19 protein-coding genes are annotated in these 21,665 nt (G+C 41.3%); 5 read left to right on the top strand and 14 right to left on the bottom strand.

Annotated features, from left to right (window positions below):
* The 6 genes from ACH11B_RS08070 to ACH11B_RS08045 form a co-directional block, all read right to left on the bottom strand.
* A complete protein-coding gene (locus ACH11B_RS08070; RefSeq protein WP_013664841.1) occupies positions 1–606 on the bottom strand; it encodes a cytochrome c in 606 nt (201 codons plus the stop codon).
* Positions 578–1,114 (bottom strand): DUF3341 domain-containing protein, encoded by a 537-nt coding sequence (locus ACH11B_RS08065; RefSeq protein ID WP_013664840.1) that lies wholly within the window; start codon positions 1,112–1,114, stop codon positions 578–580. Before ACH11B_RS08065 ends, ACH11B_RS08070 begins: the two co-directional genes overlap by 29 nt.
* Positions 1,115–1,118: 4 nt before the next feature.
* Positions 1,119–2,597, bottom strand: coding sequence for an NrfD/PsrC family molybdoenzyme membrane anchor subunit (gene nrfD / locus ACH11B_RS08060; RefSeq protein WP_013664839.1), 1,479 nt, complete (start codon positions 2,595–2,597; stop codon positions 1,119–1,121).
* A gap of 30 nt (positions 2,598–2,627) precedes the next feature.
* Entirely contained in the window at positions 2,628–5,651 is a 3,024-nt protein-coding gene (locus tag ACH11B_RS08055) for a TAT-variant-translocated molybdopterin oxidoreductase (protein ID WP_013664838.1), read from the bottom strand.
* Between the two features lie 38 nt (positions 5,652–5,689).
* A complete protein-coding gene (locus ACH11B_RS08050; RefSeq protein WP_013664837.1) occupies positions 5,690–6,961 on the bottom strand; it encodes a cytochrome c3 family protein in 1,272 nt (423 codons plus the stop codon).
* Between the two features lie 376 nt (positions 6,962–7,337).
* On the bottom strand, positions 7,338–8,318 hold the full coding sequence (locus ACH11B_RS08045; protein WP_377613226.1) for a deoxyhypusine synthase family protein: 981 nt from the start codon (positions 8,316–8,318) through the stop codon (positions 7,338–7,340).
* 135 nt (positions 8,319–8,453) lie between these two features.
* Here ACH11B_RS08045 and ACH11B_RS08040 point away from each other — a divergent pair, with 135 nt between their 5' ends.
* On the top strand, positions 8,454–9,248 hold the full coding sequence (locus ACH11B_RS08040) for a S1/P1 nuclease (RefSeq protein WP_013664835.1): 795 nt from the start codon (positions 8,454–8,456) through the stop codon (positions 9,246–9,248).
* Between the two features lie 37 nt (positions 9,249–9,285).
* On the opposite strand, the gene ACH11B_RS08035 is transcribed toward ACH11B_RS08040, so the two are convergent.
* The 7 genes from ACH11B_RS08035 to ACH11B_RS08005 all read right to left on the bottom strand — a co-directional run bounded on the left by ACH11B_RS08035 (position 9,286) and on the right by ACH11B_RS08005 (position 15,886).
* Entirely contained in the window at positions 9,286–9,864 is a 579-nt protein-coding gene (locus tag ACH11B_RS08035; RefSeq protein ID WP_013664834.1) for a 5-formyltetrahydrofolate cyclo-ligase, read from the bottom strand.
* A 94-nt stretch (positions 9,865–9,958) separates the two neighbouring features.
* Positions 9,959–10,519 carry an elongation factor P gene (gene efp / locus ACH11B_RS08030; protein ID WP_013664833.1) on the bottom strand — a complete coding sequence of 187 codons (561 nt, stop codon included), beginning with the start codon at positions 10,517–10,519 and terminating at the stop codon, positions 9,959–9,961.
* An 81-nt stretch (positions 10,520–10,600) separates the two neighbouring features.
* A complete protein-coding gene (locus ACH11B_RS08025; RefSeq protein WP_377613225.1) occupies positions 10,601–11,224 on the bottom strand; it encodes an ATP-binding cassette domain-containing protein in 624 nt (207 codons plus the stop codon).
* A 59-nt stretch (positions 11,225–11,283) separates the two neighbouring features.
* A complete protein-coding gene (gene lpxA / locus ACH11B_RS08020) occupies positions 11,284–12,078 on the bottom strand; it encodes an acyl-ACP--UDP-N-acetylglucosamine O-acyltransferase (RefSeq protein WP_130854496.1) in 795 nt (264 codons plus the stop codon).
* 1 nt (position 12,079) lies between these two features.
* Positions 12,080–13,492, bottom strand: coding sequence for a bifunctional UDP-3-O-[3-hydroxymyristoyl] N-acetylglucosamine deacetylase/3-hydroxyacyl-ACP dehydratase (locus ACH11B_RS08015; protein ID WP_013664830.1), 1,413 nt, complete (start codon positions 13,490–13,492; stop codon positions 12,080–12,082).
* 50 nt (positions 13,493–13,542) lie between these two features.
* Positions 13,543–14,580, bottom strand: coding sequence for a UDP-3-O-(3-hydroxymyristoyl)glucosamine N-acyltransferase (gene lpxD / locus ACH11B_RS08010; RefSeq protein ID WP_013664829.1), 1,038 nt, complete (start codon positions 14,578–14,580; stop codon positions 13,543–13,545).
* A 79-nt stretch (positions 14,581–14,659) separates the two neighbouring features.
* Positions 14,660–15,886 (bottom strand): HD domain-containing protein, encoded by a 1,227-nt coding sequence (locus ACH11B_RS08005; protein ID WP_013664828.1) that lies wholly within the window; start codon positions 15,884–15,886, stop codon positions 14,660–14,662.
* Between the two features lie 274 nt (positions 15,887–16,160).
* Between ACH11B_RS08005 and ACH11B_RS08000 the strand changes: the two genes are divergently transcribed.
* The 4 genes from ACH11B_RS08000 (at position 16,161) to ACH11B_RS07985 (ending at position 20,633) form a co-directional block, all read left to right on the top strand.
* Complete coding sequence (locus ACH11B_RS08000; protein ID WP_013664827.1) at positions 16,161–17,711, top strand: PglZ domain-containing protein; 1,551 nt, start codon at positions 16,161–16,163, stop codon at positions 17,709–17,711.
* Positions 17,712–17,803: 92 nt separating this feature from the next.
* On the top strand, positions 17,804–18,250 hold the full coding sequence (tsaE, locus tag ACH11B_RS07995) for a tRNA (adenosine(37)-N6)-threonylcarbamoyltransferase complex ATPase subunit type 1 TsaE (RefSeq protein ID WP_013664826.1): 447 nt from the start codon (positions 17,804–17,806) through the stop codon (positions 18,248–18,250).
* A gap of 180 nt (positions 18,251–18,430) precedes the next feature.
* On the top strand, positions 18,431–19,642 hold the full coding sequence (locus tag ACH11B_RS07990; RefSeq protein ID WP_013664825.1) for an alanine dehydrogenase: 1,212 nt from the start codon (positions 18,431–18,433) through the stop codon (positions 19,640–19,642).
* A 28-nt stretch (positions 19,643–19,670) separates the two neighbouring features.
* On the top strand, positions 19,671–20,633 hold the full coding sequence (locus ACH11B_RS07985) for a YihY/virulence factor BrkB family protein (protein WP_013664824.1): 963 nt from the start codon (positions 19,671–19,673) through the stop codon (positions 20,631–20,633).
* A gap of 1 nt (position 20,634) precedes the next feature.
* On the opposite strand, the gene ACH11B_RS07980 is transcribed toward ACH11B_RS07985, so the two are convergent.
* A complete protein-coding gene (locus ACH11B_RS07980; protein ID WP_013664823.1) occupies positions 20,635–21,573 on the bottom strand; it encodes a hydrogen peroxide-inducible genes activator in 939 nt (312 codons plus the stop codon).
* Between the last annotated feature and the right edge of the window lie 92 nt (positions 21,574–21,665).

Below are 21,665 nucleotides of genomic sequence, written 5' to 3'. Positions count from 1 at the left end.
CTATTTTTTTTGCAATTCATGAACATACATCACCACTTTCCATCGTTCTTCAGGTGATAATTGTGAAGCATGCGAGCCCATTAGATTTAATCCGTAGGTAATCGTATGGTAGATTTTACCATCGGTCAAGTCCTTCATTAATCCTCCACGGGAAGAGTTGCCCGTAGCATATGAAGGTGGCGGTGGAAACTTCTCCATGTTCACAATGGTTCCATCCCCATGCCCTTCAGGCCCATGGCAAGGCGAGCAAAAGGCCTGAAATAAATGAGCCCCTTCCTTTAGGTTCTTTTCGTTTCGTTCCAAAGGATTGTGCACATTTACACTTGCTGCTTCGTAGCCCTCTAACGTATTTGGATAATCAAAACGTTCAAAACCTACGGGAGTAGTTCCCTCCGGTGGAGTCTGAGCCGTTTGCCCATTGGCAAAATTCTTATTGGGTTGGTCTGGATTATATCCTATTGGATCGTACATGTTTCTTGAGAATTCCCATCCTGTACTCCGCGTTGTTTTATCTCCACAAGAAGATACTATCGCCGCGAAAGCTATTGCAAAACATGCGGTTCCAAACAGTCTAGTCTTATTCATAGCTAACATATTTCCTTTCATTGTACAGTACTTCTACCGCACCTGCGTCTTTTAATAAGCTGTCAATTTTTTCGTGATCGGTGTTCGATCTAGCATCAATTGCAATTACGAAGCGATCGTCCGTTGCGCGCAAATCCATTACTCGTGGAGCTCTTCCCGGAAAAAGATGGCTTCTGAAGTAAAATGCAGCCACCATACCCAACGCACAAAACAGGATAGTTAGCTCGAATGTTACGGGAACAAAATCGGGCATTGGCAACGTCGGTTTACCACCGATAATCATAGGCCAGTCTTTATGCAGTGTATAATATAGCAAACTGATACCAGAGATGGTTCCGGTAATACCACATATGAAAGCTACGATTGGCAAACGAGATGGCGGAACACCTAATTTTGCCTCAATACCGTGTATTGGCATGGGTGTATATACATCGTAAATAGAAACGTTACTCTTTTGCAACTTATCTATTCCATCCATCAAATCGTCCGGATGTTCAAAATGTCCTAAAATATATTTTGTGTCGCTCATCTTTTTATTTTGCTAATTCTTTAATTTCCTCTTCGCTGACACTATCATACTTGTCGAGCGATTCTTTATAGAATTCAACCTGCTCCGATTTCAAATGCCCTTCTTTGATCAATTTGAGTTTTTGCTGGTGACTAGCGGAATGCAATAATAATTTAACCTCTGCAATTGCTATACCTGGCAATACGCGAAGGAATAACAAGAATAAGGTAAAGAATAAACCAATCGATCCAACAAACACACCTACATCTGTCCAGGTTGGATAGAACATAGCCCAGCTTGAAGGAATATAGTCGCGGTGCAAAGAAGTAACGATAATTACGAAACGTTCAAACCACATACCGATATTCACTACGATCGATAACACCCATGAAATTGGAATACTAGTGCGTATTTTCTTAAACCAAAATAACTGGGGAGAGATAACGTTACAAGTCATCATCGACCAATATGCCCACCAATATGGCCCTGCAACACGATTGGCGAAAGCATACATTTCATATTCTGAACCTGAGTACCAAGCGATAAACAACTCGGTAAGATAAGCAACCCCTACAATAGACCCGGTAACCATGATGATCTTGTTCATTGACTCGATGTGGAACATGGTTATGTAGTTTTCGAAATTCAAAACTTTCCGGGTAATCAAGAGTAAGGTTTGAACCATGGCAAAACCCGAGAAAATCGCACCCGCCACAAAGTAAGGAGGGAAAATGGTTGTATGCCATCCCGGGATAACCGAGGTTGCAAAGTCCATTGATACGATGGTGTGCACTGAAAGTACCAGCGGTGTAGAAATACCGGCTAATATCAATGATACGATTTCAAAGCGTTGCCAAGTCTTCACATTACCCGTCCAGCCGAACGACAAGATCGAATATATTCTTCTTCTTAAGCCAGTAGCGCGGTCGCGAACCGTTGCAATATCCGGTAATAAACCTGTATACCAGAACACTAAGGATACTGTAAAATAGGTAGAGATCGCAAAAGCATCCCATACAAGGGGGGAGTTGAAGTTCACCCACAATGAACCGAATTGGTTCGGTAGCGGGAAAATCCAGTACGCCAACCAAGGACGCCCCATGTGAGCAACGACATAAGTTGCGGCACAGATTACGGCGAAGATTGTCATCGCCTCTGCTGAGCGGTTGATGGAGTTACGCCAATTTTGACGGAAAAGAAGCAATACCGCAGAAATCAACGTTCCTGCGTGACCGATACCCACCCACCATACGAAGTCGGTAATATCCCATGCCCAGCCTACCGTTTTGTTTAGGCCCCAAGCGCCGATACCCGTCCAAAATGTATAACTTACGCTAAAAACCCATAGTAGCGCACCCAAAGCAGCTACAGTGAAACCAATCCACCAAGCCGCATTTGGTTTATTCTCTACAGGTACGAGAATATCATTCGTTACCTTGGCATAAGTAATATTCTTACCGGTAACTAATGGTTCTCTAAGTATTGATTCGTTATGCGATGACATATTCTTATTTTTTCAGATCAATTAAACCGATTAAGCTTCAAAAGTATTTCTAACTTTAGTCATATAACCAATGTTAGGTTGTACGTTAATTTCTTCCAGTACATAATAAACACGCTCATTTCTCAACGCCTTTGATACCTCTGAATTAGGATCATTGATATCGCCGAAGATAATGGCATTAGCAGAACATGCTGCTGCGCAAGCCGTATTTATATCACCGTCTCTCAACTTACGTTTTTCCAATTTCGCTTTCAATTTTCCACCTTGGATGCGTTGTAAACACATGGTACATTTTTCCATCACACCACGTGATCTAGAGGTAACATCCGGGTTCAACACTAATTGAGTGAACTCATTGTTCAGGTAATTATCAAAGCGCGAATCATTCCAATAGTTGAACCAGTTAAAACGACGTACTTTATATGGACAGTTGTTCGCACAGTAACGTGTACCAAAACATCTGTTATAAGCCATATGGTTCAAGCCTTCTGAAGAGTGAACGGTAGCCAATACCGGACACACGGTTTCGCAAGGGGCATGATCGCAATGTTGGCACAGCATGGGTTGGAAAACAACCGATACATTATCCAGATTAGCATTTTCTCTGCTTAGTCTGTCTAATTCCTTTTCCTCTGTTACTTGTTCGCCATCATGCTCGAAGCTATAATAGCGGTCAATTCTTAACCAGTGCATTTCGCGGCGGCGACGTACTTCATCCCGTCCGACAACCGGCACATTGTTTTCCACATTACAAGCCACCACACAGGCACCACATCCCGTACAAGCATTCAGGTCGATCGCCATAACCCATTTATGCCCCGGCGACTCAAACTTATCCCACAAGTCGTAAGTCTTATGCTTTTCGCCATGATTACCGCTTCCGTGCGCAGGGTCCTTCACGTAATCTTTAAAAGTAGTTTCCCTGATTACATTGCGTCCTTCAATGGTATGGTGTGTTTGTGTTTGTGCTAATTCATAGGTTCTTGAAACCTTTTCTAACTTAGCGGTTGTATTAAATTGGAGTGTACCATTCACGAACTTAGCAAATGGATACGCATTTTGTCCAACCTCGTTCCCTGCTTTACCAGCCTTCGTTCTACCGTATCCAATAGCAATAGACACTGTACCTTGAGCTTGTCCCGGTTGCAACAGCACCGGCAGTTCCACTGAATAGCCGTTCTCTCCTGTAACCTTTACTACGCTATTCTCACCAAGCCCTAAGCTCTCTGCAAATTTAGGCGCAATGGCGACGTAGTTGTCCCAAGTCACCTTTGAAATAGGATCCGGTAACTCGTGCAAGTACGCGTTATTTCCCTGTTTACCATCTCTTATGGCCACACTTTGATATAATTGTACTTCCACATCTTTAGCCAAGGCTTTGCTAGCGCTCACTGCAGCCGCAGCAGCTGCGTTTACATCTCCTGCAAAGCTATAAGCTTGTGCGGGTTTGTCGCCTTTATATTCAAAGCCAGCTTGCAGCACATTTTCCCAGGTTTTACCGGTGCCGGCTAGTATATTCTTTTCCCAGTTTTCTTTTACAAAATCATGGTAAGCAAGCGCATTGTCTGACCATATAAGTAAGCTTTGCTCAGCTTGACGGGTATTAAATACCGGATTGATTGTAGGTTGAACGACTGTAAAGTACCCTTCTCTTGCGTTACTATCTCCCCAAGACTCTAAATAGTTATGATTAGGCGCTAAGATATCTACCAATTCCGCCGTTTCATCCTCACGATCAGCAAAAGATACTTTGAGCTTAACTTTGGCTAAAGCGCCTTTGACTTTTTCGCGGTCAAAATAATCGTATGCCGGATTCACATTTAAGAAAAAGGCTACGTCTACTTGACCAGCAGCAGCTTCATTCAAGAAAGTTGTAAAGTCAGAATCATTTCCTTTATACTGATAAGATACATTATCTAAATCGATCGTGCTTCCGTAATTGTTTAAGGCTGCATTGATGGCATTGGCAAGTGTTTGCAAAGCAACGTCATTACTTCCTGCTACCACCACCGATCTGCCTTTTGCATTCAGAAGTTCTTTTGATACAAGACCAACTACCTTTTGTGCCTTTTCATTAGCCGAAAGACCTCCTGCCAAAGAAGCTCCTGTAATTGCGTTATACAATGAGACAAGCACCGCAGCTTCCTCGGAAGGCTTAACCGCAACGCGCGCATCTGCATTTGCGCCAGTCATACTTAATCCACTTTCGAATTGAATATGACGCGACATTTTTTTGTTTTCAAGCGACTTATATCCGCGATTATCGGCATATTGTTGTGTATGCTCTTCTCCCGCTAACCAAGTTCCTAAGAAATCCGCACCCACACTCACGATCACATCCGCCTTATCAAAACGATAGTGAGGAATAGCGGCCTTACCGAAACTTGCTTGATTTGCTTTTATAATACCCGCATAGGACACGGCATCTACCTCAACCAGCTTAGCAGTTGGGTATTTGGCGATGAAACCTGCTATTGCAGCTAATGCTGAAGGGCTATTGATGGAAGATGAGATGATTCGTATTTGTTTACCGGCGCTGTTAGCTGCATTTAAGGCTGCTTTAACTTGTGCGTCAACCGACTCCCAATCCGCTTCATTACCTTTGATCTTCGGTCCTTTCAACTTGGACATATCATAAAGGTCTAAAACGGATGCCTGCGTTGCTGCATCGGTTCCCCGATTTACACCGATTGATTTAGGATTCGGTTCGATCAATATAGGTCTACCCTCTCTCGTTTTAACCAAGATACTCTGACCGTTGTAACTAGACGCGTAATAATTTGGAATACCCGGAGTCACTTCCTCCGGTTTTATTAAATAGGGTATAGATTTATGTACCGGGGTGCTTTGGCAAGCCGCTAGCGAAACTGCTCCCAATCCAAAACCTAACGCTTTCAAAAAGTCGCGACGAGGTGTTTTTGTACTTAAACCGGCCTCGTTTAATACGTTCTCTATAGGAAGGGATTCTGCGAACTCACCTTTGCTGTTTTTTACAAAAGCAGGTGTTTGTTCCAGTTCTTCTAAGCCTTTCCAATATTTCTTGTTGCTATCCATTTAAGCTATATATATTAAAGATGCGTATTCTCAATTTATTAATAATGACATTTACCACATTCAAGGCCACCAAGTGATGCAGCTGTAATCTTGTCGCCCTCTTTTAGTTTCTCATGAGCAGCGATCAGCTGATCGTAGTATGCATTGTCCTTGTGATTAACTTCTGTTTCACGGTGGCAATTCACACACCATTTCATGGTTAAAGGAGAGTATTGATAAACTTCTTCCATGGTCTCAATCGGTCCATGACAACGCTGACATTCGATTCCTGCAACTGAAACGTGTTGCGAGTGATTAAAGTAAGCGAAGTCGGGCAAGTTATGGATTCTAACCCATTGAATTGGACGTTGATTAGGTCCATACTTTTGACCATCCCAATCCAATGCATTGTAGATTTTTTGGATTTCAGGTGAAGTTTCTCCATTATACTTCTCACTGGCTGTAACGTATTTATGACAGTTCATACAAACGTTCGCAGAAGGAATGGAAGCATTTTTTGATTTAAATGCGCCCGAATGACAGTATTGGCATTCGATCTGATTAACGCCCGCATGCAATTGGTGAGAGAACTTAATCGGTTGAACCGGTTTATAACCTTGGTGAACACCGACATTCCACAATGTTTTCCAACCTGCCGAACCAAGGAAAGCTACCAAGCCAAGTACAAAGAAGAAAACCAATTTTTTATTCTTAGCTAACTTTTTAAGGGTCCCTAAGTAGTCTTTACCTTCTGTTTCTTCCTCTTCTTCCTCAATAAGCACCTTTTTGTTAAGAATGATTCGTTCCAAGGTTTTGATAACACGGTTCAGCACAACAATCACAATGAACGCGATTACAATTACCGCAATCAATCCGTACAGCATAAAATCACTCACGTCATCGCTCTTGGCAGCTGCAGCATCACCTCCCGCAGTTTTACCATCTCCACCGGCAGGAGCCTGTGAAGCATCGTCGATGTAGGCTAATATGTTTTTGATATTGTCATCGGACAAATCAGGGAAAGGAGTCATCACGACCTTGTTGTGCCCTTCAAAAAGCGCAACCGCTTGTTCGTCTCCCGCAGCAACTAAAGCCTGTGAATTTCTAATCCACTTAATCAACCATTCTTCCTCATGTCTTTTGCTTACATCTTTCAATGCAGGGCCAACCAGATCCTTATCGATGGCGTGACACGAGGTACATTTCTGTTTAAACAGAGACGCCCCTTCTTTAACGTCCTGCGCACGGGCAGACACAGCTGCCATACTTAGTACTGAAACTAAGATCAAGGACTTTACAACACTTCTAAAAAGTAACGAGATGTTTCTCATATTGAGAGCTTTATACTATTTTATATGAATGTAACCTAACAGATTCAAAGATGCACTGGGCATACCTCTTTAAAACCTGAGCACAAAAGTATAACTAATTAAGATATCAGTGACAATTTCGTGACTTTAATTATCAATTTATAATGATTCTAAATTGTTTTAAATCGCCTCTATTTAGTTTTCTAAGCCCTTTTTTAAAGGCCCGTCAAAAATCGTCCGAAAAAATACGGGAAGGGAATTTGAAATATTAAAAAAATATTATTACTCTATTTAAGAAAGCGGCTATAAGCTCCGGCCATAGTCGAAATTTAGGTTGCAGGATGACATCCTACGGGCTGAAAAACAAGAAAGGAGCTCAAGAGCTCCTTATAAAATATTACTGTTTTAATATCCAGGCAAAAATTAATGGTGCAACGATGGTGGCATCTGATTCAACAATGAATTTAGGTGTTTCTATCCCTAGCTTTCCCCACGTAATTTTTTCATTGGGTACCGCGCCTGAGTAAGAGCCATAAGATGTAGTTGAATCTGATATCTGACAGAAATAACTCCAGAACGGAATATTCTCTATTTCCATGTCTTGATAAAGCATGGGCACAACACAAATCGGAAAGTCGCCCGCTATACCTCCCCCAATCTGAAAAAAGCCAATGCCTTTACCATCACTATTTTTTACGTACCAATCTGCCAGGTAAGCCATGTATTCAATTCCGCTTTTCATGGTGGAAGCTTTCAACTCGCCTTTAATCACATAGGAAGCGAAGATATTTCCCATCGTGCTGTCTTCCCATCCAGGTACCACAATCGGAAGATTCTTTTCTGCGGCAGCCAACATCCACGAGTTCTTTGGATCGATTTCGTAATATTGTTCTAACACACCGCTTTTCAGCATTTTGTACATATACTCGTGCGGAAAATAACGTTCTCCCGCCTGTTCAGCATCCTTCCATATTTTGTGGATATGTTGCTGTAATCTCCTGAAAGCTTCTTCCTCCGGAATACAGGTGTCTGTTACGCGGTTATAGTGATTTTCTAATAGATCCCATTCGTCTTGTGGACTCAAATCTCGGTAATGAGGCACTCTTTTATAATGAGAGTGTGCTACCAAATTCATGATATCTTCTTCTAGATTAGCCCCGGTACAGCTAATTATGGAAACCTTATCTTGACGGATCATTTCGGCTAGGGAAATTCCCAGTTCGGCCGTACTCATTGCTCCTGCCAACGTAATCATCATTTTGCCCCCCGCATCCAAATGGGCTTCATAGCCTTTGGCAGCATCTACCAACGATGCGGCATTAAAATGCAGGTAATTTTTCTCTATAAATTGTGATATTGGACCTCTTTCAACACTCATGATATATGTGTTTTGTTTTAGTTGACAAAGATAGGATTTTTATGGAGATCAGCGATCGGATATCAACCAATAAAAACGGAAATAAAACAGCAAACGGATAGCTAATGGCTGATGGCTTTTGACTAACTTTGCACTATGAAGAAAGTTGCCATACTCTATGTCATAGTTATCCTGTTTCTTTTTTCTTACCATTCTGCCTTCGCCTGGGGGCTTACCGGTCATCGTGTGGTAGGTGCGCTTGCCGATCAACATTTAAGCAAGAGGGCAAGAAAAAATATTCAGGAAATTCTGGGTAATGAATCTTTAGCAATGGCTGCGAATTGGCCCGACTTTATAAAATCTGACCCAGCTTTCAATTATTTAGGCAGTTGGCATTATGTAAATTTCAAAAGCGGCCTGACTTACGAACAGTTAAGCCAACAACTACATAGCGACACGACCGCTAATGCTTACAACAAGCTCCTTATGTTGATTCAGCAGCTTAAAAATCGACATTCTTTAGATAAAGCCACTCAGGTATTGTACCTTCGTCTTATTATACATATTGTGGGCGACATCCATCAACCGATGCATACGGGCCGCTTTGAAGATCTAGGAGGTAATAAGATCAAACTCTATTGGTTCAATATCCCCACGAATCTCCATCGAATTTGGGATGAGCAATTGATAGATTTTCAGCAGCTAAGTTTTACGGAATATACCCAAGCGATTAATTTCAGCACAAAGGAACAGCGCGCTATGTGGCAGAACAGCTCATTGGAAAACTGGCTGTATGAATCTTACCAGATTAGTGAATCTTTGTATAAAGATGTCCAACCTGAAGAGAAGCTCAGCTATCGCTATAACTTCGATCATATCAACACGCTGAATCAACAACTACTAAAGGGTGGAATCCGACTGGCTAAAATACTTAACGATTTGTTTGGTTAGCGCTTAGGTGTTAAGTATTCGCATTTAGCTCTGCCGCCTATTTAGAAAAAACCCATATTTTTTCAGGTGTTACGCAGCTATCCAAAGGAATGTCATGTGCTTCACAATCAATAATCTTATCAACGGGATCAAATAGCGACAAACCAATTTTGCGAATATCCGGACGGCATTCGCTTAAAAAGCGATCATAATAGCCCTTGCCATAACCTACCCGGTTCCCCTCCATGTCGAAACTTAGCAAAGGTAAGAGCACAGCATCTATCAATCCTACCGCTACTTGGTTGGTCGATCCTTCGGGCTCTACGATGCCCCACTTGTTTTTCATTAATGCTTGTTCGCCCAACACGTAATGGGTCATTATGTTCTTCTGCAAATCGCTTTTTGGCACCACAATTTTTGTATTGGGATAATTCACCTTTATGTAGTCAATGAGGAGAAATGTATTAGGCTCTCTTTTTTCCAATATAGGCAGAAAGGTATGGAGGTACGCAATTCCGTCCATTGGCAAGGACTGAAAGTTTCTCAGCAAACTTGCATTGAGCTGATGGTACTGCGTATCCGACAATTGATCGCGCATAAACTTAAACCGCAATCTGCTAGCTTGTTTTGTATACATTCCGTCTGCTATATTAAAAGACAAATAAAAAACGGCCTTAGAGAAGAGCTCTCAAAGACCGCCTAATCAACCTAAACCTAAAAACTTAATCAAATTATTTCACCCGTTCGATATAATCCCCGGTTCTGGTATCAACCTTAACTTTATCACCCTGGTTGATGAACAAGGGAACACGAATTTCAACGCCCGTTTCCACGGTAGCGCTTTTCAGGGCGTTTGTAGAGGTATCGCCTTTCACAGCAGGTTCCGTATAAGTAATCTCAAGCTCTACCGTAGTAGGTGTTTGAGCCATAATCGGTTCCTCACTTTCAAAGGCCACCAATACATTCATACCCTCTTTCAAGAAACGTGCCGAATCACCAAAAAGCGATTTGGGGATATTATATTGCTCAAACGAGACATTATCCATTACAACAAAAAAGTCTCCTTCATCATAAAGGTATTGATAATCGTTCGTCTCAACACGCGCAATCTCAACCTCCTCATCGGTACGGAAGCGATACTCCACCAACTTACCCGTTCTAACGTTGCGCATCTTCGCTTGATAAAAAGCACGTAGGTTTCCCGGAGTTCTATGAATATACTCATCTACAGATACCAATTCGCCGTTAAAACGCAATATATTGCCCGTCTTGACATCAGAAGCTTTAGCCATATCTATAAGTTATTATGTAAAAACATTTTTTCGGTGGTGCAAAGGTAACCTTAAAATTTGGATTCCCAAAAATTTAGTCGCCTAGTAGTTTTTATACTGCTCAATATGAATTTGATGCTGACAAAAGCTATATTCATGTTCTTGATTGGAACAAATAATCAGCAATTTGTTCTTGGCGAATCGCTCAATCAGATTAAGATACCAAGCGATCCCCTGTGTATCCAAATTGGATGTGGGTTCATCTAAAAATAAGGTAGGGGTTTGCGAACAGCAAGCCAAGGCCAATTTCGTGCGCTGTCTCATTCCGGACGAAAAGTAGCGTAGTTCTTTGTCCGCAGCGCGTTCGAGATCCAATAATTCCAATAGCAATTGTGCATTCAGGCCTTCTTCCATTCGTTTAAAAGAAAAGTGAAAATCGATCAATTCACGTAGCGTAAACTCTTCGATCAGCTCTTGGTAGGGCGCCGCTAAAGCACTCGAGGAAAAAAACATATCCGCATCCACTTTCTGATCTTCATCGAGGTATCGAATGGTGCCTTCGGATGCTGTAAGACTACCGATCAACACCTGAAGTAAGGTTGATTTACCGGACCCGTTAGGGCCTAAAATCGCATAACTATTTCCATGCAAAAAATGGTAATTGACCGATTTAAAAATCCACTCTCGATTGAAGCGCCGACCGATATTTTCGAGTATGATATCCAAGTGCTAATCCTCCAGCAGTAAAACACCATAAGCAGCTTAATGCTGCTTAGGTTAAAATCTTACAGCGCAACCTTTCCTTGGCCAAAGCCTTTCATAATCCCGCGATTAGAGCTTCGTACAAAGTCCAGGATCTCGTCGCGAATCTCCGTTGGTTGGCATTCCGTTTCAATGATATCCAAGGCTTTCGTTAAATTGTTGTTTTTCACAAACATGGTACGATAGATATCTTGGATTTCGTTGATTTGCTCAGATGAAAAGCCCCTGCGCCTTAAGCCGACAGAATTAATCCCCACATAAGAAAGTGGCTCTCTCGCTGCTTTAACAAAGGGCGGAACATCTTTACGAACCAAAGAACCTCCTGCAACAAACGCATGAGACCCAATATGGCAAAACTGATGAACAGCAACCATGCCCGCCAACACCACATAATCGCCAACTGTAATATGCCCTGCTAACGTGCTGCTATTTGAAAAAATACAATTATTACCAACAAAACAATCGTGGGCGATATGACTATATGCTTGGATAAGGCAATTATTTCCAACTACCGTACGCCATCTATCTTTTGTCCCTCTGTTAATTGTTACACATTCGCGGATGGTGGTATTATCACCAATTTCAGCGGTAGTGTCTTCACCCGCAAATTTGAGATCCTGCGGGATGCCACTTATTACCGCCCCAGGGAAAATACGACAATTTTTCCCGATACGCGCGCCATCCATGATAACAACATTCGAGCCTATCCATGTTCCTTCGCCTATTTCTACGTTTTTATGAATAGTTACAAAAGGTTCGATCACTACATTTTCCGCGATTTTGGCTTGCGGATGTATATATGCCAATGGTTGGATCATCTTATTGCTCTTTAATTTCTTCTTTTATCTTAACTATCTGTGCCATCAATTCTGCTTCTACCACAATCTTTTCGCCAACCATGCCAACACCTTTCATTTGAGCGATACCTCTTCTTATCGGTTGCAATAAACTACAGTGAAAAATAATGGTATCTCCCGGTTTCACCTGTGCTTTAAACCGAGCGTTCTCAATTTTCAAAAATAAGGTGATATAATTCTCCGGGTCGGGTACGGTATTCAACACCAATATGCCTCCTGTTTGCGCCATGGCCTCAATTTGAAGAACTCCGGGGAATAGCGGCTCATTTGGAAAATGCCCCATGAAGATGTCTTCATTCATTGTCACATTCTTCAAACCCACCACATGAGTTTTTGTAAGTTCCAGAATCTTATCCACCATCAGCATCGGCTGCCTATGGGGTAAAATCTTCATAATCTGCGCCGTATCATAAACGGGGGTCATATTCGGATCGTAAACCCGCACATACTTCTTGTTCTTTTCCCTACTAATCTGCGCTTTGATCTTTTTGGCAAATGCCACATTGGCAGCATGCCCGGGACGTGCAGCCATGATATGTCCCTTCAACGGCCGCCCTACTAAGGCCAAATCGCCAATCATATCCAACAACTTATGCCGTGCCGGCTCATTCTGATGGCGAAGCTTAATATTATTCAGGATACCTTCCCTTGCCACATCGATATCTTCCCGATTAAAGAGTTTCGCTAAATGCTTCAGCTCATCTTTACTCACATCTTTATCGACTACTACAATCGCGTTATTTAAATCACCTCCTTTAATCAGATTATGTTCAAGCAACATTTCTAATTCATGCAAGAAACAAAACGTTCTGGACGAGGCAATTTCCTTTTTAAATTCGCTGATGCTAGTAATAGCAGAGTGTTGACTTCCCAATACGGGTGAATTGTAATCAATCATACAGGTAAATCGATACCCATCTAAAGGCATCGCAACCATCTCTACTTTTCTATCAGCTTCGGTATAATGTATATTATGAGGTATTTCGTAATATTCCCGATCTGCTTCCTGATCTTTATACCCTGCCTTCTCAATGGCTTCTACGTAAATTAAAGCACTCCCATCCATAATGGGAACTTCAGGGCCATCAATTTCTATCAGCACATTATCAATCTCCATTCCTACTAAGGATGCCAATAAGTGTTCTACCGTGCTTACGCTTGCGCCATTTTGTGTAATCGTGGTTCCTCTCGAAGTGTCTGAAACGTTATCCACGTCAGCATCGATGATGGGCTGACCTTCTAAATCTATTCGTTTAAATTTATATCCATGATTTACAGGTGCCGGCTTAAAAACTAATGTAGCATGTTTACCAGTGTGGAGGCCAACCCCTGAAATCGTAATTTCTGAATTAAGTGTTCTTTGTTTAACGTTCATCTCTTCCTAATAATTTAAGGCTAGCATACGCTGTCGCCGCTAGTACTCATTTATTCTTCGTCAAGTTTTTTAATTAGTTTTTCAATTTGATCCAAGCGGCGTTCCAAATCCGGTAATCGCTGCAATACTACTTGTGCTCGCATCTGATTCTGGAACTGACTTGCCGGTGTTCCCGCCCATTTCAACCCGGGGGTATCTATAGAACGGTTGATACCGGATTGCGCCTGCACTTGTGTACCATCAGCTATGGTGATATGTCCTACGGCACCTACTTGTCCTCCTAAAACTACATTCTTACCGATTTTTGTACTTCCTGAGATACCTGTTTGAGCAGCTATAACTGAATTTTCTCCAACCTCCACATTATGCGCCAACTGAATTAAATTATCCAGTTTTACACCTTTTCGAATGATTGTATGTCCCATCGTTGCACGATCGATTGTGGAATTAGAGCCGATTTCAACATCATCTTCTATAACAACGTTTCCGATTTGACTTATTTTACGATAGGTACCATCCTCTTGTGGAGCGAAGCCAAAACCATCGCTTCCTATAACAGTGCCTGAATGGATCACCACATTTTTTCCTAAAACACAATCGTGATATATTTTTACACCGGGGAATAAAATACTCCCCGCGCCTATCTTAACATTATCGCCAATGTACACCTGCGGATAAATGCTTACATTATCCTCTAGTACAACATTGTCTCCGATATAAGAAAAAGCCCCTACATATACATCCTCCCCTAGCTTAGCGGAGGGATGGATATAGGAAGGCGTTTCTACTCCCGTTTTATGAAAACGGAATTTATTATATTGCTCTAATAGCAAGGTAATTGCCGTATAGGCATTCTTCACTCGAATAAGCGTGGCACTTATCGGCTCCTCAACCGTTAAGTCATTATTGACAATAACAATGGATGCTTCTGTCGTGTAAAGGTAGTTTTCATATTTAGGGTTAGCTAAAAAAGTAAGCCCCCCTTGGCTAGCTTCTTCGATTTTTTCAACCCTCGATACCACAACATCTTCGTTTCCCTCTATAGAACCATCAATGATTTCGCTAATTTGTTTGGCAGTAAATTGCATCGCGCAAATTTATGTGTTAAATTTTTATGAACAAATTTTAAATTCCTTTGTATATCAATACTTTGCGAACTTCTGACAACTACCGCAATTCTTTTGGGTAAGCAATCATAAATTTCTTGACCTTTTTTGCCAGCACTTCCAAGTTCGATAAATCGGAGGCTGTCGTAATATCTTGGATGGTACCATCCTTCATCAAAATGTTAATATTTCCCTCACCGGCATCGTAAGCACTGTTTTCTACCGACTGCGTGAATACGAAATAATGCACTTCATCCTCCCCAACCTTGAACAGGTTCATAGCTGCACGACGTAATGCTTCTATTCGTTCCTTGGTAGGCATAAAATTACTTAATTCGACATGATAGAGCCTCCTTGTCATAAATTGCTCACACAACTTAGATAAGACAGTATCCTCATGCTTTACCCCCATTTTCACAGTTGCCAAAATGTCTGTATCATCCAGCATGGTAAAAAATTCGAGATGGGTGCGATCTTGTAAAAAATCCTCCTTTGTGACTCTGTTATCAATAAAATGTTTCAACGCCTCTGTTGCAAATACGTTGTTTCCTTTATCGGTAAGCTCCTTTGCACGCTGTAAGATTTTAATCAACATCTGTTCAGCACTTAATACCGTTTTATGCAGGTATACTTGCCAGTACATTAGTCTACGGGCAATTAAAAATTTCTCAACCGAATAAATTCCCTTTTGTTCAATCACCAAGCCGTTATTAGCAACGTTCAGCATTTTAATAATCCGATCAAAGCTGATCACCCCTTCGGAAACACCGGTAAAAAAGCTGTCTCTGTTGAGATAGTCCATTCGGTCCGTATCAAGCTGACTCGACACTAATTGATGCAAAAATCGCTTTGGATATTTGTCTTTAAAGATATCAATCGCCATAGACAAGCTACCATTGAATTTCCGGTTCATTTCATTCATTATTAACGACGAAATATGCTCATGTGATACTCCCTGTACCAGGGTGTGTTCCAACGAGTGCGAAAATGGTCCATGACCTATGTCATGTAGTAATATGGCTATAATGGCGGCCTCTTCTTCCTCCGCTGTTATATCGATATCTTTACCTTTCAGGGTCTCTAAAGCTAAGCCCATCAGATGCATAGCACCGAGTGCATGTTGAAAACGCGTATGCAGTGCCCCTGGGTAAACTAAATGTGTTAGGCTTACCTGTTTAATATACCGAAGGCGTTGAAAATAACGATGCTGTATCAGATCAAATATCAAATCTGATGGTATGGAAACAAAACCATAAACAGGATCATTAATAATTTTTTTCTTATTCAAAAGCCAAAAAATTTAAGCACAAAGGTGCTATTTTTTAATGAAATGTCCATGATGCAGCTTCTCTTTCTACATCGAAATCAAATCTAAATTGAATTTATTTACGTCGCTGTTAATTTTTGTTAAAAAAGCGGAAAGGCTCCAAACAATTACGTAAGTTCGTGATTCTATTATAAGGTATAAGGCGGAAAGGTATAAGCTATAAGGTAATTGACAAAAAGGTATTCGTCTTAATACCTACTACCTATGTCTGATACCAAAAAATAAAAACAACGCGATGCAAGAAACAAATATACTATGGGCAGATGATGAGATCGATTTATTAAAGCCTCACATTATGCTGCTCAATGAAAAGGGATATGGTGTAAAAACAGTCACCAATGGACATGATGCCGTTGAAGCTTTCAAAAATTCCTTTTATGATTTAGTATTCTTGGATGAAAATATGCCGGGACTTACAGGTCTGGAAACCTTAGGGATTTTAAAGGGCATTAATCCGACCGTCCCCATGGTAATGATCACGAAGAATGAAGAAGAGTTTCTGATGGAAGATGCAATAGGTTCGCAAATCGATGATTACCTGATTAAACCGGTAAATCCGAAACAAGTTCTATTGACCATCAAAAAGTTCACTGAGAATAAACGCTTAGTAAGCGAAAGAACATCGATGGCTTACCAACAGGAGTTTAGAACGCTTGGCATGACCCTGAATGATAATCTGGACTTTAATGAATGGGTTGATGTTTATAAAAAATTAGTTTATTGGGAGCTTTCACTCGAAAAATTGGAAGATGAAGGCATGCACGAAATCTTGACCATGCAAAAGGCGGAAGCCAATGCCCAGTTTTCGAAATTTGTTGAAAAGAATTACCTGCATTGGGTCAAAGACCCGGAGAGCGGGCCGGTTTCATCGCCTCAACTATTTAAGAAAAAAGTATTCCCGGTACTGGATAACAAGCCTACCTTTTTCTTTTTAATAGACAATTTACGATATGATCAATGGAAAGTGATACATGAAATCATCGGCAATTACTATCGTATGGATGCGGAGGAAACTTATTACAGTATTTTGCCTACGGCGACCCAATATGCCCGGAATGCTATTTTCAGCGGGATGATGCCGCTTGATATGGAGAAGAACTTTCCGCACATTTGGCAAAACGATGAAGACGAGGGGGGCAAAAATCTACACGAGGAAGAGTTTTTAGCGGCACAAATAAAAAATACGTTTCGGAAAGAATGCAAATTCAGCTACCATAAAATTCTTACACTGGAACAGGGAAGAGACATCGCGGACAATCTATCCAATTTGATGGGAAACGACCTTAATGTGCTGGTTTATAATTTCGTCGATATGCTGTCCCATGCCCGGACTGACATGGCCATGATCCGGGAGCTTGCCAGCGATGAAGCAGCCTATCGCTCGCTCACGCTGTCATGGTTCAAACATTCGCCACTTTTAGATACCCTAAAATGGCTCGCGCAAAAAAATGTACGTGTCATTCTTACGACTGACCATGGTACGATTCGCGTAAAACATGCAAGTAAGGTAATCGGCGATCGGAACACGAATAGTAATCTTCGTTACAAACAGGGTAAAAATCTAAACTTTATTGATAAGGATGTACTACACATCAAGAACCCACATGAAGCAAAATTGCCGAAACTTCACGTAAGTTCAAGTTTTATATTTGCCAAGGAAGATACCTATTTCGTTTATCCTAACAACTATAACCAGTTTGTCAATTACTTCAACGAAACTTTTCAACACGGTGGTATTTCTCTTGAAGAGATGATCATTCCGTATATTACGTATACACCGAAATGATGAAGGATCGTAATCGGTTTCACCGGTGAGTATTACGAAAAGACTTTAGAAAGCACGTTGCATATCCATGCCGGTTTCTCTAAGTTTGCTTCATGATTCTTACCGTTAACGACATAAGCGAACTACCTGATGTGGCAAAAAAAATACTCCTTTTTGTAGCCGATGATCGGGTAGTTTTGTTTTTCGCTCCAATGGGAGCAGGAAAAACCACACTTATTAAAGAGCTTTGCAAGCAACTACAGGTTACCGACCAAGCAGCCAGTCCAACTTTTTCAATCGTTAACGAGTACCATAGTCCTCAGGGAAACGTTTATCATTTTGATTTTTACCGGTTGAAAGAGGAACAGGAAGCTTTAGATCTGGGTTATGAGGAATACTTCTTCTCAGGAAACTATTGTTTTATTGAATGGCCTGAAAAAATCCCTAATCTCCTACCCGAAGAGGTAGTGAGTGTTACAATTGAGCTCGGAGAAAAAAATGAACGTAAAATTAGGATACAAAAAGGGATTCCATCTTCCCATTTGTCTGAACTTTATTAGCATGCTCTCATTTCTTCATTTATCCTGCTATTTATCTTTTTTTCTGTGTACCGATTAAAATGCTTTCGATCAAAATCGAGCAAGTTTTGCATCCGAATGGCAGACGCAATTATAAAACATGAACGAACTGTAGATACTTTTTCGTAAATTAACCCGATTTTTTGTGTAATTGAGCTCTGTATGACAGAATTATCTAACTTGGCGCGTCAAGCGATGATGCAGCCACAGGAGGCCATGCTAGAAACCGGCAAAAAGAAGAACAGTTTATTAATCGGAATCCCTAAGGAAGTGAGCTTTCAGGAGAACCGTATTGCGCTTACGCCTTTGTCTGTTGCTTTACTTGTAGAGAATGGTCATCAAATTATGTTAGAGTCCGGCGCAGGAAACGGTGCCAACTTTCTGGATCATCACTACAGCGAGCAGGGCGCTATCATTGTTCATGAAAAGGAACGCATTTACACCTGCGACATTATCGTCAAGATTGGGGCTCCCACCTTGGAAGAAATTGATTTAATGAAAACCGGCCAGGTCCTGTTTTCCAGCCAACAACCCTCTTTATTGGGCTTTGAGCATTTAAAAGCCATGATGAAGAAGAAGGTTACGGCGCTATCTTATGAGTATTTGCGGGACGAGGATAACCGGTTAACGGTTGTACGTGCAATGAGCGAAATTGTAGGCGCTACCTCTATTCTAATTGCCGGCGAATATTTAAGTAACGTGTTCCAAGGCAAGGGCCTGATGCTGGGGGGGATTACCGGCGTTCCTCCTACTGAAATAGTCATTATCGGTGCCGGAACGGTTGGAGAGTATGCGACCCGTGCCGCACTCGCCTTAGGTGCACAGGTAAAAGTCTTTGACAGTTCATTATATCGTCTTCGACGCTTACAAAACAATCTAGGGAATAAAGTATTCACCTCGGTTATTCAACCCATTGTACTCCAAAAAGCGGTCCTATCCTGTGACATCGTAATAGGTGCGATGCGCGCCACCAATGGCAGAAGTCCGTGTATTATTACCGAAGAAACCGTTTCTAAAATGAAACCCAACTCTGTGCTGGTCGATGTCAGTATTGACCAAGGCGGTTGTTTCGAGACCTCTCATATAACCAATCACGATTCCCCTGTTTTCAGAAAGTATGATGTTATTCATTACTGTGTTCCCAATATAGCATCTCGTGTTGCCAGAACAGCCACCTATGCGCTGACAAACATTTTCGCACCGATTTTGTTGGATATTGGGGAACAGGGGGGGCTATTGAAAGTTATCTGGAACAAACCGGGTATTCGAAATGCCATTTATCTTTACCAAGGACAGTTAACGAATAAAGATATAGCCAATAAATTTAATTTAACCCCGAAAGATCTCGAACTACTGATTGTATCCCATCGATGATCACTTTAAGTGTTAAATCAAGGCATATATGAAGGTTTTAAGAAAACAGTTTTATAAAGACGCTTTCACTCTACTTAAGGCAACGGTCATTGGCTTCGGTGACGACAAAGTATCGAAAATGAGTGCAGCATTATCTTACTATACCATATTTGCGTTGGCTCCTCTCCTGATCATTATATTGGCTGTTGTTAGCTTTGTTTTGGGTGATGATGCACAACAGGGAAGAATCTTTCAGCAAATAAACGAATATGTCGGGGCTGATGCCGCCGCACTTATACAATCACTTATAAAAGGCTTATCGGTCGGAAAAGGATCCATTATTGCAACCATTATTGGTGTGGGCACATTGATTTACGCATCGACAAAAGTTTTTGTAGAAATGCAGGATTCGCTCAACATGATCTTTAATGTGAAGCCCAAACCAAAAAGAGGTTGGGTAAAACTACTTGTTGATCGTGCACTGTCTTTTTCCATTGTGCTTATTTTGGGCTTTTTGTTAGTTGTTTCTTTACTCTTGAATGTTGTCATTTCTGTTATTAGCACTACGCTCATCAAGTATCTTCCCGATTTTCAGGTTTTTGGTTTAGACCTTTTCGACGAAACGACCAACATCGCCTTATATCTTGCCAATACCCTTATCACCTTTATTGTTTTATCCGTTCTTTTTGGCTGTATTTTTAAATTCCTTCCAGACGTAAAAATCAAGTGGAAAGACGTACGGTCGGGTGCTTTCTTCACCGCCATCTTATTTATGATCGGCAAGTGGGCGATAGGCTTGTATATGCAGCATGCGGCACCGGCATCCGGATATGGTGCCGCCGGTTCCATAGTAATTATCTTGCTTTGGATAAACTACACATCCTCCATTCTATTTTTCGGCGCTGAGTTTACGGAAAAAAATGCAGAGATGTTCGGAGACGGTATCAAACCCTCCTCCATTGCCGTTCGCATCAATCAGCAGGAGATAACAGGTAATAGTTTCAAGCATTGATTTAACCAATATCCATCACCTCCTTTTTCTTCTTATTTCTAAAACGCTTCGGTAGAATCTGTAGAATTTCACTTTTCAAAGCTTCAATGGCTCTTTTCTTTAGGTAGTTCTGTTGCGTGATTAAACTAATTTCGCGAACCGGTTCGGGCGATTTAAAATAACGCACCTGATCGAGCTCCTTTACAGAAAACTCAGCAATACTCAATTCAGGCATAATCGTTACGCCCGCATTCGTATCCACCATCCGTTTTAGGGTTTCTACACTGCCGGTGTTATATTCGAAGGAATCGTCCGGGTTCATCGTTTTCCTCCTATTGCAGATATTCAGTACCTGATTCCGCATACAGTGCCCTTCGTTCAGTAACCAAAGTTTTTCATTCAATATATCACTTGCAGTAACGGCTTTTTTCTTTGACAAACTGCTTTCTTTAGCTATATAAGCAACAAACGTTTCATAGAACAAGGGGTGTTCCTGCAAATTGGGCTCGTGGATCGGTGTCGACAAAATACCGCAATCTAATACCCCTGTTTTTAACTCCCTGACTATCTTTTCTGTTGTATACTCCCATACATGCAAATGCAATTTCGGATATTTCTCCATGAAATTGCCTAATACCTTTGGTAATAGATACGGGGCAACCGTCGGAATCACACCGATTTTTAATTCACCTTCCACCTCGCCTTTCTTATAAGCGACAATCTCTTTAATTTTCTGGCTCTCTAAAACCGCCACTCTCGCTTGTCGGATGATTTCTTCTCCGATTTCGGTAGGCACAATAGGCTGCCGGGTCCTATCAAAAATTCGAACACCTAAAGATTCTTCTAATTTTTGAATCTGCATACTCAATGTAGGCTGCGTTACAAAACACTTATCTGCAGCGGCCACAAAACTTCTATATGTATCAACAGCTATAATATATTCTAATTGAACAAGCGTCATAATATAAATTTTGATTATACAAACATAGCAAAATTCGATGTAAGATGTTCATACCGAAGCACTACCTTTGGTCGACAGAGGAATCATACTAA

This window comes from Olivibacter sp. EAT-5, assembly GCF_044784325.1.
Lineage (GTDB): Bacteria > Bacteroidota > Bacteroidia > Sphingobacteriales > Sphingobacteriaceae > Olivibacter > Olivibacter oleidegradans.
The sequence above is the reverse complement of the archived record's forward strand: the minus strand, read 5'-3'. Positions and strand labels throughout refer to the sequence as shown.